This window comes from Enorma burkinafasonensis (genome assembly GCF_902150035.1).
GTDB lineage: Bacteria > Actinomycetota > Coriobacteriia > Coriobacteriales > Coriobacteriaceae > Enorma > Enorma burkinafasonensis.
In genome coordinates, this window is sequence record NZ_LR597506.1 from 39,958 (window position 1) to 53,864 (window position 13,907).

A 13,907-nucleotide genomic window follows, 5' to 3' on the forward strand; every position below is an offset into this window, starting at 1 on the left:
TCCCCGCATGCGCGGGGAGCACGAGATCGCCTCCGACGAGGAGGCCGTGGCGCTGGGATCATCCCCGCATGCGCGGGGAGCACCAGCTCGACAAGGTCGGGGACTTCCTCAACGAGGGATCATCCCCGCATGCGCGGGGAGCACTGTCGATGCGGACCTGGTTCGCCGTGACCATGGGGATCATCCCCGCATGCGCGGGGAGCACGCAATCGACGGCGAGCAGGTCGGCGCCATGCCGGGATCATCCCCGCATGCGCGGGGAGCACTGCTGAATGGCCGGTAGCGCGAGCGACTGCACGGGATCATCCCCGCATGCGCGGGGAGCACCCGACCTCCAGGGATACGTCCACCGAGTACTCGGGATCATCCCCGCATGCGCGGGGAGCACGGGCTCGCGAACGCGTCGACCGACATCGTGAGGGGATCATCCCCGCATGCGCGGGGAGCACTCGAGATCTCCCAGGGTCTCGGCCGTGGACTCGGGATCATCCCCGCATGCGCGGGGAGCACTGATGCGCACGGGCAACCCCGAGGACGGCACGGGGATCATCCCCGCATGCGCGGGGAGCACTTGTAAGTGGATGTGACGCTCACCCAAAAGACGGGATCATCCCCGCATGCGCGGGGAGCACACGATGTCGATCCGGTCGTATGAGGACGCCCCGGGATCATCCCCGCATGCGCGGGGAGCACCAGACGCTCGAGATCGAGATCAACCACATCCCGGGATCATCCCCGCATGCGCGGGGAGCACGCAGGGGGCGACGAGTGATGAAGCTCTCCGACGGGATCATCCCCGCATGCGCGGGGAGCACGCTACGTTGGTCCACGAGCTGGTGGTGACGATGGGATCATCCCCGCATGCGCGGGGAGCACTACGAGCAGCTCGTGGGCGGCATCGACACTTTGGGATCATCCCCGCATGCGCGGGGAGCACAGCTTGGTTCCCATGGTGTCGCTCCTCCCCCTGGGATCATCCCCGCATGCGCGGGGAGCACAGTTGTTTACCAGCGGTCCAGATTCTAACCCTACATCATCTGGTTCACTTTTCCAATCTAATCTAAACACTTAAACGATTGCATCGTTATGGGTGAGAACGATATTTCCTTGCCTTGTGATGTTTCGAAGCGCTACTCCAGCCTGTCGGAAGTGAACCCACCAGCGTTGCATCATCTGTCCCCGCCGGCCGCTTGATTAGTTTTAGTCCCTCGTTATCAACCGGCGTCCAGTCGGGTTGAAACACTTCGAAGTCCAAATGCTGTTCATTACGTGCCCCATACACCATAATTGCCCTGCCAGATTTGAGAAACGAGCAGACGCGTAGCCAGAGCCTTTCCCTCACGCGTGCCGATAATCGCCCAACAAATACTCCCGGAGCGATTTCTAAAAGCCATCTAGTCAAATCTCCCCGAGCGCCTGGAGGACACGCCGTTAGAACCATAACAACCATTCTTATTCATCCTTCCGGTCCGGCGAGATACAGTTTTCCAGCGGCAACTTCTCCTGTTTTTTCATCCCAAAGCTTAACTTCATCGTCCAAGGACTCTTCTACGCTGGATTCTGTCGAAAACAGAGCATCGATATCTTCAACCATACGCTTCATGATCGATAGATCATAAAGAGCATCCCGCATGTTCTTTCGGGTAGCAGAACCGATGTCATTTGGATGCGACGCGGCAGTTTTGAATGCCACCGGTATAGACAGTTCTGCCTTATATAGGTCTGCTATATCGTATACAAACGAACGCTCATGACCGGTATGAACAAAACCAAGGCCCGGAGAGCAACCTAGAGCAACGATAACGGCATGTGTTATTCCATATAAGCATGTATGAGCCGCAGATAGGGCCTTATTGATCTCTGAGCCAGCATCGAAATCATCGGGATCGAATTCCCTCCGCTTCCAGTCAACACCCGTTTCCCTCGACCAGTACCGATATACCCTGCGGATACGTGCTCCCTCTCGACCTCGCAGCTGCTGCATAGTCAGAGAGCTCACATCCTCTTCGGGGAATCGCATCTGATACATTTTCCTGGCCACCGCGAGCCGCATTCTCGTATTGGAAACAAGTTTCGCCTGGCTGATGAGAAGCCGACTTGAGTGTGTCAGCGGGCGCCCGGATGCGTACATTCTCACCCCGCGCTCGCCAACCCAAATCACACTGGCGCCGTTCTCCCCTATCGTCGCCATGGCTTTGTGGGAGATGCTCGTCCCGGGACCCAACATCAAAACTCCCAGCGTTGCCACCGGTATTCGAATTGTCCCCTCGTCATCGGTAATCGTGATGGCGTTCTCCGCTTGATTGACAACGCATCGCTCGAAGTAAACAAACGAGATGCGCTCGTCGGCGCGGACCAAATCGGATAAGACAGGCGGAACGGCCCCCGGCGTCGTCCCGCCCTCAGAACCCATATTCTTTTCCACCTCGGAGGTGCAGTCGTCAGTCATCGCCGAGCTCCCGAAGCGGAGCAACAGTCATAAGGCCGCATCCGAAGCCGCGGGCACGGCCCAGGCCGAAGCCGAGTGTGCGTCGAAATGAATCAGCGTCGATAACCTCAAGGACGCCATCGTATTGTGCAGTCGCAAGCGTGACCACGCCGCCCTGTCTCTTGAACCGCTCTCGACGACGATGAGACACGACCAGCCGCTCGAATCCTTCCTCCGTCTTGGCAACGCGAAATCCGTGAGCCTCGGAGCGATCCATGAGCCACTCGCGCTGCTGCGCCTCGGTAACGTGGCCTTGGAGCGTACCGACGACCCCTTCACGCTCCCTTCTCCCCTTGTCGACAAGAACCTTGCGCACCGGGTTCGCCTTAAGCCTGAACTGCCAAAGCTGCCCTTCAGATACCTGATTAAGTACAGGGCCGTAGTCCTTGGTCACCCAGGTGAGCGATGCCGCCGAAACCGCCCGATCACAAATATGGGCGAAGTCTGGCTTTTCGGGGCTCACGACGTAAAGCCATACTTCGCGCTCGTTTCCTGGAACCTCGTCCAAACGCCAGAGAATTCTTCCCTCTGCACCCTCGCGCACGGCATCGGGCGCAAATGCCCCCTCAATTGCCGCGTGAACCTTGTAGGGCGAGCTGACAAGCGCAATGGCATCCATGCACTCCAGGTTTAGAGGAACTCTTGATAGATACATAAGTCACCTCACTCCATCCATCCCAAAGGATCGTGAACGAGCACCTCTTTCAAATTCGGCTCCAAGACGGATGCCCCGCTACTGCTGGCGTCATCAAAACCGACGATGTCGGGATTAGGCACCCGCAGCCGAGTGACCGGCCTGCACGCGTAACGTCTTCCCGCGGGGCTGTACGTAAGCGGATAATCCGCCCAGCTCTCACAAGCTTCCCCATCACGTGCGTCAGCAACCATCTCTAGCACGAGCACATCCGGGTGCCGGGACTTATATCGCGCGGAAGCTCTCCAGGGCTCCTCGACAAGCACTTTCCGAACGTCTCGCGCCCCTTCGTCGATGCCCAAACAGAGCGGCATATCCGCCGGACAGGACCTTCTGCCCAGATAGAGCGGCCTGTGCGGCAGTCTCAAAGCTGACTCCACCTTCTCGAGCGTCTTCTTAGGCCCTCCTAGGGCAACGAGAAAGCAGGCGTCGGCAAGGTAGTAACGGTTCGAGAGCGGCATGGGCTTGCCGCCATTCATGGGACGCTCCGTCTGGAAGTCGCGCATGAGCTGACCAGGCTGTTCAACGCGAACGGCAAGCTCGAGCTGCGCCAAGTCGCCCACCGGGTCTTCGCGTGTTCGGCCGAGCGCGGAGGCGATAAGCCCTACGATCCCGCTTTTAGTCGGCTCGCGCCTTGTGGTTCTTCTCGCATAGCGCGACGAGTCCCCCCAAGACTGCATGGGCCCCGCAAGGCGAATGAGAAGAACGGCCATGATTACTCCTCGGACGCAAGGGCCGATTCGATTGCCTCACGCACGGCAGCCACGAGAGCGTCGAAAGACACGCCCTCCCCGAAATGCTCAAGAGCTGCCGCATCCACGCCATACGAGACATGCCAGCTCTTCGTTGCCGAGTGCGCGAAGGCACCTTCGACATCCTTGGCACATGCCGCAAGGCGCTCTGCGGCGACCTGCGTGATGGAGCGGTCACGCTCGGCATACGCGGGACGCTCGAACGCCGTAGCCAGGTTGATTGGCTGGTCGTCACGCAGCGAGACCGCCACCACATTGGGAAACGTGCGGTTGGCAAAGGTATTCTGCTTGCCGGTAGGCATGGACTTGACAAACGCCTCGACGAAGGCCGCCACTCCGCGCGCCGTCGCCTCGGCGCTCTCCAGCTGCTCCATGAGCGCGTCGACGTTCACGGTCGCATAGCGGTAGAGCGTTGAGGAGTTGAAGCTTACGGTACCCAGCATCCCGGCACCAGCGTTGTCATCTGCCGCGCAGTCATCCACGGCGGTGAAGTAGTCGTACTCCTGGGAGATCTCGTTGACCGAGATGGCGTGCGCGACCTGTGAGCACGCATCGACGTTGAAGTCGGACGCATCGGCGAGCATGCGACCGAACAGGGCGATGTCAACCGCCTGGATTCCCTTGAACGCCTTCTGGACGTCCTTCTTCGACTTGCTGTCAGGCTTCTTGGGATCGACTCCCCCGTCTGCCCAGGAAATGGCGATGTCCGCAAGATCGTCGAGTTCGCGATTGGCGATAAAGACGAGGTAGCCCGTAGCAAGCGTCCCCTCGTCGGAACCCTTCCTGTCGGTCTCGGACGACTTGATTCCCGTGGCGTCCAGTACCGCCTTAGCAAAATCGACGGACCGCTCGGCAAGATCTTCGCGCTTGGCAGCGATCCGCTCCGCAATCAGCGGCACAACGAACTTCGTGCGCACGCCCAGCTGGCCTTCCGGCAGGAAGTCCGAGAACATCTCGCGCATGGCACGCTTCCACGCCTGGCTGGAGACGCGGGCCCTAAGTGCACCGCCAAACATGGCAGTCTTAGGGCTCCCCGTATCGTCGCGGTTGATGTTGCTGGGCGGAACGCTCTGAAGGGCATAAAGATCAAGGTACATGAGGTGCCTCCTAGTTCTTCTCATCAGTCGCCGCGCCGGCGGCATCGCCTGTTGTCGTCTCGTCGGATGCAGTCGTAAAGTAATCCCGTCCCCAGCGCATAAACACGTCACCACGGGCACTCGGGAACTGCAAGAGAAAGAGGTCGCGGGTGAGCTGGTAGTAGTCCACGCGGACATCCTTGCCCTTCATGAGCAGGATGAGGGCATGCATGTAGTGCTCGATGCCCTCCATGTCCCGCACGCCCTCCAGTGCGGCCATCCGGCGACGGACCCCCTTCGCCTTGTCCTTGTCGTACTCGATGCACCGGCATGACCACCCAAAGGAGCGCCGCTGGGCACGCGCGCCTTCAGGGGAGCCCGTAATGGCCATGGGGACGTCCCTTGACTGCTGGTGATAGGCGTAGAGCCTCAGAGCGGTCGTTATGGCACGAAGGGCCTTCCTCTCGTCCGCCTCGGACAGGTTCAGGTCGAGAAGCCCCTCGAAGAGGTTCTCCCCCACGGAGACCCAAGACGCACCGCCGGGCATCCCCAGCTGGCGCAGGCGCGCAAGGGAGGCTCGTGCATCCGCGGCGTCAGAGCCCTTTCCTACATAGGCGCGCTGCAGCCGAGCGATCTTCTTCTGCGCGAACAAGGCTATCTCGTTCGCACGGTCGTAAATCGACGACATATACTTCCTCCCTTCCTAGAACAGTGCCTTGACGAGGTCACGCTCAAACCAAGCGAGCGCCTGACCAACGGAGACGTCATCATGTTCCGAGAAGCACGAGACGTGCCGACGAGACACGTACGCATTCGCCAGCCTTCGAAGCACAGAACGAGTCTCCTTGCGCCACGCGAGGCAATACTCGTCCACCCCCTCATCGGGAAACTCGGCAATCCGCGACCGATACAGAGCGTCGAGAGCATAATAAGCTCCCTCGCGGACGTCGTTCTTCGTGGCAACGTCGGGGAACTTCTTATTCTTTCCACGACGATCGCCTTGGGCCTGCTCAACGTGCCGGATAAACTTAACGAGAGCATCTACTGCCCTGTCGGTACGTTCAATGACATCGAGCAATCTGAGAACTGCCTCCGAATCCTTACGCAACAAGCCAGCTCGCAAGTCAACTGAGTCCGTCATAGCATCGTAAATGACGCTATTGTTGGGCCCGTAGCTGACTCCTTGACAAACAATGCGAACATTGAGACGCCAGTCATCAACGCTCTGAACGTCCTGAAGCTCCGACATCCAGCGAATGACGCCAGGACGAAGCTTTCCTCCATCTACAAGCGCGAGCAAGCTGGGAAGACCACGCCAAAGAGCGAAAGCCGTATCTGGAACCACGGGCATGAGCGGTACCGTGGCGGTACCCAGCTTCTTCTGCTGCCGCTCGCTCTCACGCCAGCAGGTCATCATCTCAAAGCGTTGCTTATTCGCTGGAATCAGAATGTCTCCGTAGCTGATGATGACGCCGCGGACGGAAGAGCCATCCGAGCCTGGAACCAGACGAATCCTTCGGCTCTGCCATGTGAGCAGGTCAATGGGCCCGGTCGGCTCTCGTCGGCATGTATCCGTCGGAGATGCCTCACGCTCCCAAGGAGCATAATCGTTTGGAACGATAACGGAAGCGTTGTTCAGATACAGTACGAAATTCAGAAGCAGGGTCTCGAAGAGGCTCTGCCCCTCTAGGTAGATTCCGCCCAGCGCACCGCACCATCCCGTGCCCAACGCCCCCTTGGGCGCTCGCGCCTTGCCATCCACCACGGAAGTGTTTCCCTCGACAGGACTTTTAATCCCAGCTATATCGTACGCCTGCACAACAATAAGATAACGAGCTGCGAGATCAAACGGCAGCGAATCCAGGTGCTCCGGGCTCCTCATGGAAAAGAGAAACTTGCCCTTTTCTGGATTGGGGACGTCCAGCATGAACTCGCAGACGGGGTCAAACTCTTTCTCCCCCATGTAGGCAAGGTTGGGAACTTGATAGAATGGACGCTCGTTGTCAAAGAGGTCGAACTCGTGGGGATAGTCGGCAAGGTACTCATCAATTTGGTCCGGCCCAAAACACCCTTGGGACCGAAGTTTTTCCCAACGCCCCTTCTTCCCCTTCTCGCCCGCATCCTCGAGATCGGCATTGATGCAATAGACAAGCGCAAGCAAGAGACGCAGGAGGGCAATTCCCTCTCCGGGAATCTCGCCTGAGAGACGCCGAATCTGATGGGCGCCGGCCAAAGCCTCTCGTATCGAGACAACATCGGCAGTGCCGTCGAGCCGCTCGACAGGAATCCAGGGCTCGAATCTTAGATCGTAATGTGGTTTCTGTTGGGCCATTTCTTCCTCCTTTCGTTTGCCGCAATAATAAAGTGGGTACTGGAACCCCACATTTGTGGGGAACAAATCAAAAACAATCCTTTCTCAAGGTACATTCCGCCCGTTGGTGGAAACATCAATCTGCCTATTTCCCTGAATTATTAATTGGGATAGGAAAGTTTTAAGTTTCTCGACGAACGGTCGATAACCCTTCTTCTCTGGTATAACGCACGCGCTGATCGAGCACCGTCGCCTCGAGCACTCCCGGCTCAATCTCAACCCCTTCCATGGCAAGCACCAGCCTCCCCGCCAGAACGGGAACATCCTGCCACGCAGCAACCCAACGCTCGCAGCCATCCTCAAGCTCACCAATGAGCCTGTCGAGCTGCTGTGGTCGACATAGAGAGAGCGGCAGCCTCACCGCGCACTGAGCGAGCACCATGGACAGAGCCCGATCCGGCTCATATGCAGTAGGGACCTCTTGTCCCCGCTCGACACCGCTCCCTTCGTCCCCCACCCAAGGAAGCAGGTGAACATGGCCGTCTCTTCTTCTAACAAGAAGAACCTCGACGGTCTCCTGCGTATCTCTGACCGCACGCTGCCCCGCATCTTCGCTCATCTTCGAATTCGAGCTGTCCTCAACTGCCCGGGCGAAGAGCCCAGTAAGTGTTTTCTCGTTCTCCGCAAGATACTTCGCCGACGGAAGGAGGAAATCTCCAGCACGACACTTCTTGTCTTGAACCGCGTTTATCCGTTCTTCACAAGCATCGAGATACGATGAGAGCCAACCCTCTGGAATCCTCCCCTCAATCGTCGAGGAATACGCCAAGCGCACCAGCCTAGCGATGTCTTGCGGCAGGCAAAGCCTAGCGCTCGCATCCATGTCGCCAAGCCCGCTTACCGCAAGTGCCTCCATGAGAGATGCCTTGTCATAGACCTTTGAGACCCCGGGCGCGAATACTGGGCCTTCAGGACCGATTTCCTCAATGCCACGGAGAAAACAGCGAGCCTTACGCAAGCGGACTGGACGGTCCTTTTCGCCCTCGCCGCGAACATGACGATGGGCCCTTCCCAAGCGCTGCATCAAAAGGTCGATGGGCGCAATGTCGGTGACGAGAAGGTCGAAGTCTATGTCGAGCGACTGCTCGAGCACCTGTGTTCCCACCACGATCATTCGCTCAGGACGCTTACCGTTGGACCGCGTCGCATCGGGGCCAAGCAGGTTGCGGAGCACGGTCTCGTTTTCCATGCGGTCTAAGTCCATGAAGCGAGCATGGGCCAGCATAACCTCGCCGCTATCAAAGCAACCCCGCAAGGCGCGATACGCCATCTGTGCGCGCGTTACCGTATCGCATACGACCCCCGCGATACCGCCCTCGCTCAGCTTCTCCTTCATAAGGGCAACGAGAGCATCAGGCTCATCTTGCAGAATCGATACGTCGATCTGGGCACTTCGCGATGTCGCCGGACAATCAAGTCTCTCAATGCCCCGCTCGGAAGCAATCGTGATGAGTGGATAGGATTCATCTACGGGCGTCTGTACCTCCCTCAGCTTTCTTCCCCTTGACCTTGCCCTCTCTTTTCGAGTGAGCTTTCGAGAGGAGGTGGTGGGCATGTCACCGAAGCCGGCTGTAGATACGGGGCAGGCCCCCTGGGCAGCACGCCCTTCTCGATAGGCATCGATCAGACTGTCTCGTACCGACGTCGGCAGCGTGGCGGACAGAAGGATAACGGGGCAGCCCCATGCCGCGAGCCACTCCAGCACACGCAACAGATATTGCTGCATGTAGCTGTCGTAGGCATGACACTCGTCGACGATAACCACCTTGCCGGCCAAGGCGAGCTGCCTCAGCGAGAGGTGCCGCATGTCGAGCGCACCCATGAGCACTTGGTCGACCGTGCAAACAACGAAATTGGCCAGCATGCCCTTCTTGCGACCCTGCATCCAGTCGGACACCACAACACGATCGTCTCTTGGGGTTTCTTCGTCTAGGTCAACACCCATAGAGCTCAGAGAACGATATGTGCGGGAAGAACGAACGATTCCCTGATACTCTTCGTTAAGCTGCGCCTTTCCATGTGCGAGATAGATGCTCGAGGAGTCATGCGCAGCAAGGTGATCGAGCCATCGGCGGACACGACCGAACATGGCGTCTGTCGTCGCCATGGTGGGAAGAGCAACGCACACACCCCCACAGCCAAACTGCGCTCCAACGATTTCCGCCGCTGCAAGCGCCGCCTCGGTCTTCCCCTCGCCCATAGGAGCTTCGATAACCATAAGGGAAGGCTCCGTCATCTGCGCAGCGGCTTCCATCACCGCCTTCTGGACAGAACGTGGCGCACAGCCCTCGGACAGGCCGAAACGCTCGCAAAACCAACTGTCGGACACAACGGGCTTCTCACCGCTCCAGCTGGATGGAAGGTCGAGCTCGAGCCATGCTCGATCTGCACGCGCATCAAGCGACGCGCCGTCTCTCTTCATCATGAAACTGCGCGTCGATCCCTCTCCGGGTATCAGCGGGACCAACGGGAATAGATCTTGGTTGCTCGCAATCCAGTCCGCCATGATGAGAAGGCCGCAGGCGACTGAATCAGTCGACGCGTCCCATGCGCAGAGCGCAAGCGAGGCCATATCCTCATTCGACAACCCCGCTTCATGGAAAGCATAGTCAAGGAGCTCTCGTTGGACACCGCGCCAGCCCTTGCCCACATCGTCCGGCGCGTCGCCCATTGCCGTCTTCAGGATAAAGCCCTTATGGACCCGCTCTTTATCCGGAACGTTCCCATGATGAGCCCCCACTATGGAACCCCAAGCATCAGCCTGATTAGAAGACCAGCCGAACATGTCCTGGAGATAACGAGTAACGAGCACCTGACCGGCAATAGGATGAGTAGGATCCCTAGTCGTAGAGAGGCTAGCCTCGATGAACAGACCAGCCTTCTCCGGCTTCCATGCGAGGTTCACCCGCTCCCCGCCCCGTCCACGGCCGCACGGCTTAGCCTGGAAAATGGGAGTGGCCTTACCTATGTCATGAGCGCCGGCAAGGAAAACAAGAGCCTTGCGAGCGAGCACCTCACTCCCATGGCAATGGCGTGCAAATAGGTTCTTTACGTTTTTCGAAACCCATCCATCCCAAAGTCTAACCATGGTGCGAGCTGTATCGCTCAGGTGAATATGGAGAGGCAGCCAAAGAGAATCGTCCTCGGGGTCAGTCTTCGCCCAGAGAGCGCGAGCTTGTCTAGAAAGCTCATCAATTCCGTTCGCCGGCATTCCGACTCGAGTCGTGAGCTCACTCATCTTTCCCGCCTCTCCCGTGTCTTCATTCGAGAATAACGTGCCACGACGTCCAGGTAGGCTGTAGACGACGGGAATCCGCATCTAGCGGGATCTTTCCCAATCATGGCGCAGAAGCACTCTAGCGTCGCTCGCGCATCCTCGAGCGCATCATGGGCTCGAAAGGAGACGCCGTAGAATTGTGCACAATAGGCTAGGGAGACCCAGGCGTATCTCTGTCGGTCGGCATCCCAGCGCCCCACAACGGGGGCAAACTCGCGCATCACATCAAAAACTGCAGCGTTTCCGAAAGAAATGTCTGCCGCCTGGAGGAACGAGAGATCGAAAGGAGCGTTGTAACCAACAATGAGGCCAGCGCCCTCGAAAGCCCTCTCAATTTCCGGTTTCAACGAAGCCAACAAGGGACAGCTTTCCACCATTGAAGGAGAGATGCCATGCACACGCTGCGCAGAAGGCCAACTCGAGCGGCGTTCGGGCCGCACATAGCGAGATAGCATGGGCTCTCCGTCGCCGCGAACGAGGGCGACCTGAAGCACTTCATCAGCACACGGGTCGAAACCCGTAGTCTCAATATCCAGACACACGACCTTACGATGCGAAAGCTCCCTCAGAGCCGTGATATCCCCCGTTTTGTACCACAGCCTCATCGCGTCCCCGACTGTAGCGACCTCTATTTCCTAGACCATAACAGACAGACCGGACAACAATAACTCACGGCGCAGAATCGAGAACCATTGAGCGAATGCGCCTCTTAGCCCTCTAGCATCGGAACAGCAAGCCGCGTGTGACTATCCCTCGACCCCATAACGAGCAAGCAATGCCTCGCGATTCTCAACCAGGTACTCCCTCATGAACGGGATGGAGAAGCCAACGTAGCCGCGAGCTGTCGACTCAATGACCTGACGGGAGACGAGCAGCTTTCGGGTGGTGGAGAGCGAGGATGCGGAAACGCCCAGTCGATTGGCGATTTCCCCTGTTGAAGACGCCAGCTTATCCTCCGCCATCGCAAGCAGGTACTCCATAGCCGTCTTGGGAAGATGGGCTATCGCCGTCTCGAGCACCGTCCGCTCGAATTCCCGTCGTGCAGCGACCACGCCCTTTTCTACATCCTCCATTGTGATGGCATCGAGCTCCGCACCCGCTCGGACCTGCGCAGCGCGCCAGACATAATATCCCACCAGCTGAATGAGGTAGGCATATCCCGCAGTCGAATGCGCAGCCAAGGAGAGTTCGTCCTCACCGATACGGACCTCGCTCTTTTCGAATGTAGCCCCGAGCGCCGTCTCGACCTCATTGACCGGAATCGTGTCCAGCTCCTCAGGATATGCGCGCCTCAGAAACGTCGGGCCATCCTCCCCCAGCAGGTTCATCACTCCCGCCGTCAGTCCCGCAAAGACAAAGGCGATGTTGCGACGCTCTCGTATGAGGTGCTGAATGGCAACGGCAACCTCACGAACATCCTCAATGCTGGCATCCTGGATCTCATCAACCGTCACAAGCAGGCCATAACCCTTCTCGGTCAGCTTGCCAACAACGCGCTCAAGCACTTCGTAGATATCCTCGGTCTTATGGAAGTCGTCCTTTTGAGCCCTCGCCTTGATCACCTTGAGGTCAAGCTCGACCGAGTAATCGGCTCTTTTTTCTTTCTCAAGCCTGCGGCAGATCAGCTCGGGAAGATGCCCCGCTGCCGTCACGTCCACCACGCGCCATCCATGTTGGCGAGCGATGTCACCCAATTCAGTTAGCAGGACCGTCTTTCCTGAGCCTCTCGGACCAGTAATGCGCATGAGCCTTCCGGGCGCACCGACACCCTCCTCTAGCCCTATCTCAAAATCGCTGAGAACCGCATCGCGACCCGCCAGAACCGGAGGCTCCGCGCCCGCAGTCGGCTTGAACGGATTGACCTTCTTCATGGCGCCTCCTCACTTGATGGCTCCTTTTCGTTATTTTATCCATTTTCGTTTTTTTATAAATTTTCGTTTTTTTATTTTGCAGCCGATTCGAAGGGCGTGGGGAGCAAGCGCAGCGCACCTCTTTGTACCGGGAGCCTAAGACCAGCGCCCAACTTAGTTCATAAGCGCGCTGTATGCTCCAGTTGGACGCATCGGAAAACCCGTTGGGTGCAAACCGCCTGGGAAACCGCGAGCGATTCGAGATTGTTCCCCTGGGGATATGCACCTAACTCAGAATCAAGCGCACCGAACTGCGAAGTCGCTCCGCGAGGGGAAGGGCGAGGGCGTGGGCCCTGGCTCACTCGCCGGCCGTACCGTGCACCTTGGTGACGATCCTGCCGGCATCGACGTTCTCCAAGATGAACTCCTCGAACCGTTCGCTCCCCTGCATGAGGGTCTCGACGGACACGCGGCGCTCGCGGGCGCAGACGGTCATCTTGGTCATCACGCCCACGGTCTTGTTCCGGTTGATATGGCGTACCACCCGGGTGATGTCGCCCGCGGTGAAACTCCACGGCCTGCCGATGAGCCCGGGACGCACGGATACGAGCCCCTGGCGCACCGCGACCCTGAACCGCCGCGCCCAGACGGCGGCGAGCAGGAACGGGGCGATGATCAGCGCGAACATGACCGCACCGATGAGAGGGAGCTCCCCCGCGAGCGCGAACCCCGCCGGGACGAGCGCCAGCAGCGCGACGCCGCCCAGCATGAGCGCAGAGAAGCCGCGCGGCGGCACGACGTCGAAATCCCGGTCCATGGCGGCTCCAATCGCGTTATGGCAAGCGCTCCGTCTGGCGCACTGCATTCAGGATACATCGAGAGCGCCGGAGCGTGCGGCCGCGGGCGAACGAGGCCTTCCGCGCTGAAAAATAGATATACTGGTCCAGACATCTGCCCCACCTCGAGGAGGATCCATGGACAAGCACGTCATCGCATCCGAGAACGCGCCCGCGGCGCTCGGCCCCTACTCTGCCGGCATCACGACCGGCAACCTTGCCTTCCTTTCCGGCCAGCTGGGGCTCGACCCCACGACCGGCGAGCTCGCCCAGGGCGTCGTCGCCCAGGCGGAGCAGGCGCTCAAGAACATCGAGGCGCTGCTCGCCGCCGCCGGCGCGACGTTCGGCAACGTCGTGAAGACCACCGTCTTCCTCGCCGACATCGCCGACTTCAACGCCGTGAACGAGGTCTACGGCGCGCACTTCACCGAGCCCTACCCTGCGCGCAGCGCCGTGCAGGTCGCCGCGCTGCCCAAGGGCGCGCTCGTCGAAATCGAGTGCATCGTCGCGCTGTAGCCGCGCGGTGCATGGCCGTGGCGGCCGGTCAAGCCGTCGCGGCCACG

12 protein-coding genes and 1 CRISPR repeat array (1 of these 13 running past the window's edge) are annotated in these 13,907 nt (G+C 59.0%); of the genes, 1 reads left to right on the top strand and 11 read right to left on the bottom strand.

Features of this window, described 5'->3' with window-relative positions; translation table 11 throughout:
* Positions 1-998: direct repeats of the CRISPR family, unit length 29 nt; unit sequence GGGATCATCCCCGCATGCGCGGGGAGCAC (it extends 3,178 nt beyond the left edge of the window).
* A gap of 86 nt (positions 999-1,084) precedes the next feature.
* From cas2e to FS885_RS04915, 11 genes are all read right to left on the bottom strand, one after another.
* Positions 1,085-1,450, bottom strand: coding sequence for a type I-E CRISPR-associated endoribonuclease Cas2e (cas2e, locus tag FS885_RS04865; RefSeq protein WP_144743897.1), 366 nt, complete (start codon positions 1,448-1,450; stop codon positions 1,085-1,087).
* A gap of 6 nt (positions 1,451-1,456) precedes the next feature.
* Positions 1,457-2,449 carry a type I-E CRISPR-associated endonuclease Cas1e gene (cas1e, locus tag FS885_RS04870; protein WP_144743899.1) on the bottom strand — a complete coding sequence of 331 codons (993 nt, stop codon included), beginning with the start codon at positions 2,447-2,449 and terminating at the stop codon, positions 1,457-1,459.
* Positions 2,442-3,143 (bottom strand): type I-E CRISPR-associated protein Cas6/Cse3/CasE, encoded by a 702-nt coding sequence (gene cas6e, locus FS885_RS04875; protein WP_144743901.1) that lies wholly within the window; start codon positions 3,141-3,143, stop codon positions 2,442-2,444. Before cas6e ends, cas1e begins: the two co-directional genes overlap by 8 nt.
* 8 nt (positions 3,144-3,151) lie before the next feature.
* Complete coding sequence (gene cas5e, locus FS885_RS04880; protein ID WP_144743903.1) at positions 3,152-3,895, bottom strand: type I-E CRISPR-associated protein Cas5/CasD; 744 nt, start codon at positions 3,893-3,895, stop codon at positions 3,152-3,154.
* Positions 3,896-3,897: 2 nt separating this feature from the next.
* Positions 3,898-5,031 (bottom strand): type I-E CRISPR-associated protein Cas7/Cse4/CasC, encoded by a 1,134-nt coding sequence (gene cas7e, locus FS885_RS04885; RefSeq protein WP_144743904.1) that lies wholly within the window; start codon positions 5,029-5,031, stop codon positions 3,898-3,900.
* Between the two features lie 10 nt (positions 5,032-5,041).
* Positions 5,042-5,698 (bottom strand): type I-E CRISPR-associated protein Cse2/CasB, encoded by a 657-nt coding sequence (casB, locus tag FS885_RS04890; protein ID WP_144743906.1) that lies wholly within the window; start codon positions 5,696-5,698, stop codon positions 5,042-5,044.
* A 15-nt stretch (positions 5,699-5,713) separates the two neighbouring features.
* On the bottom strand, positions 5,714-7,342 hold the full coding sequence (gene casA, locus FS885_RS04895) for a type I-E CRISPR-associated protein Cse1/CasA (protein ID WP_144743908.1): 1,629 nt from the start codon (positions 7,340-7,342) through the stop codon (positions 5,714-5,716).
* A gap of 160 nt (positions 7,343-7,502) precedes the next feature.
* Positions 7,503-10,619, bottom strand: coding sequence for a CRISPR-associated helicase Cas3' (cas3, locus tag FS885_RS04900; RefSeq protein ID WP_246060793.1), 3,117 nt, complete (start codon positions 10,617-10,619; stop codon positions 7,503-7,505).
* On the bottom strand, positions 10,616-11,263 hold the full coding sequence (locus tag FS885_RS04905) for a 3'-5' exonuclease (protein WP_144743910.1): 648 nt from the start codon (positions 11,261-11,263) through the stop codon (positions 10,616-10,618). Before FS885_RS04905 ends, cas3 begins: the two co-directional genes overlap by 4 nt.
* Before the next feature lie 141 nt (positions 11,264-11,404).
* Positions 11,405-12,529 (bottom strand): AAA family ATPase, encoded by a 1,125-nt coding sequence (locus FS885_RS04910; RefSeq protein ID WP_144743912.1) that lies wholly within the window; start codon positions 12,527-12,529, stop codon positions 11,405-11,407.
* 337 nt (positions 12,530-12,866) lie between these two features.
* Positions 12,867-13,325: a hypothetical protein gene (locus tag FS885_RS04915; RefSeq protein ID WP_144743914.1), complete on the bottom strand. Its 459-nt coding sequence runs from the start codon at positions 13,323-13,325 to the stop codon at positions 12,867-12,869.
* Between the two features lie 157 nt (positions 13,326-13,482).
* Here FS885_RS04915 and FS885_RS04920 point away from each other — a divergent pair, with 157 nt between their 5' ends.
* Positions 13,483-13,860: a RidA family protein gene (locus FS885_RS04920; protein ID WP_144743916.1), complete on the top strand. Its 378-nt coding sequence runs from the start codon at positions 13,483-13,485 to the stop codon at positions 13,858-13,860.
* The last annotated feature ends 47 nt before the right edge of the window (positions 13,861-13,907 follow it).

What these genes read in the sequence shown, in the direction of transcription:
- cas2e (WP_144743897.1), bottom strand. Translation starts at nt 1,450, where the DNA reads ATGGTTGTTATGGTTCTAACGGCGTGTCCTCCAGGCGCTCGGGGAGAT.
- cas1e (WP_144743899.1), bottom strand. Translation starts at nt 2,449, where the DNA reads ATGACTGACGACTGCACCTCCGAGGTGGAAAAGAATATGGGTTCTGAG.
- cas6e (WP_144743901.1), bottom strand. Translation starts at nt 3,143, where the DNA reads ATGTATCTATCAAGAGTTCCTCTAAACCTGGAGTGCATGGATGCCATT.
- cas5e (WP_144743903.1), bottom strand. Translation starts at nt 3,895, where the DNA reads ATGGCCGTTCTTCTCATTCGCCTTGCGGGGCCCATGCAGTCTTGGGGG.
- cas7e (WP_144743904.1), bottom strand. Translation starts at nt 5,031, where the DNA reads ATGTACCTTGATCTTTATGCCCTTCAGAGCGTTCCGCCCAGCAACATC.
- casB (WP_144743906.1), bottom strand. Translation starts at nt 5,698, where the DNA reads ATGTCGTCGATTTACGACCGTGCGAACGAGATAGCCTTGTTCGCGCAG.
- casA (WP_144743908.1), bottom strand. Translation starts at nt 7,342, where the DNA reads ATGGCCCAACAGAAACCACATTACGATCTAAGATTCGAGCCCTGGATT.
- cas3 (WP_246060793.1), bottom strand. Translation starts at nt 10,619, where the DNA reads ATGAGTGAGCTCACGACTCGAGTCGGAATGCCGGCGAACGGAATTGAT.
- FS885_RS04905 (WP_144743910.1), bottom strand. Translation starts at nt 11,263, where the DNA reads ATGAGGCTGTGGTACAAAACGGGGGATATCACGGCTCTGAGGGAGCTT.
- FS885_RS04910 (WP_144743912.1), bottom strand. Translation starts at nt 12,529, where the DNA reads ATGAAGAAGGTCAATCCGTTCAAGCCGACTGCGGGCGCGGAGCCTCCG.
- FS885_RS04915 (WP_144743914.1), bottom strand. Translation starts at nt 13,325, where the DNA reads ATGGACCGGGATTTCGACGTCGTGCCGCCGCGCGGCTTCTCTGCGCTC.
- FS885_RS04920 (WP_144743916.1), top strand. Translation starts at nt 13,483, where the DNA reads ATGGACAAGCACGTCATCGCATCCGAGAACGCGCCCGCGGCGCTCGGC.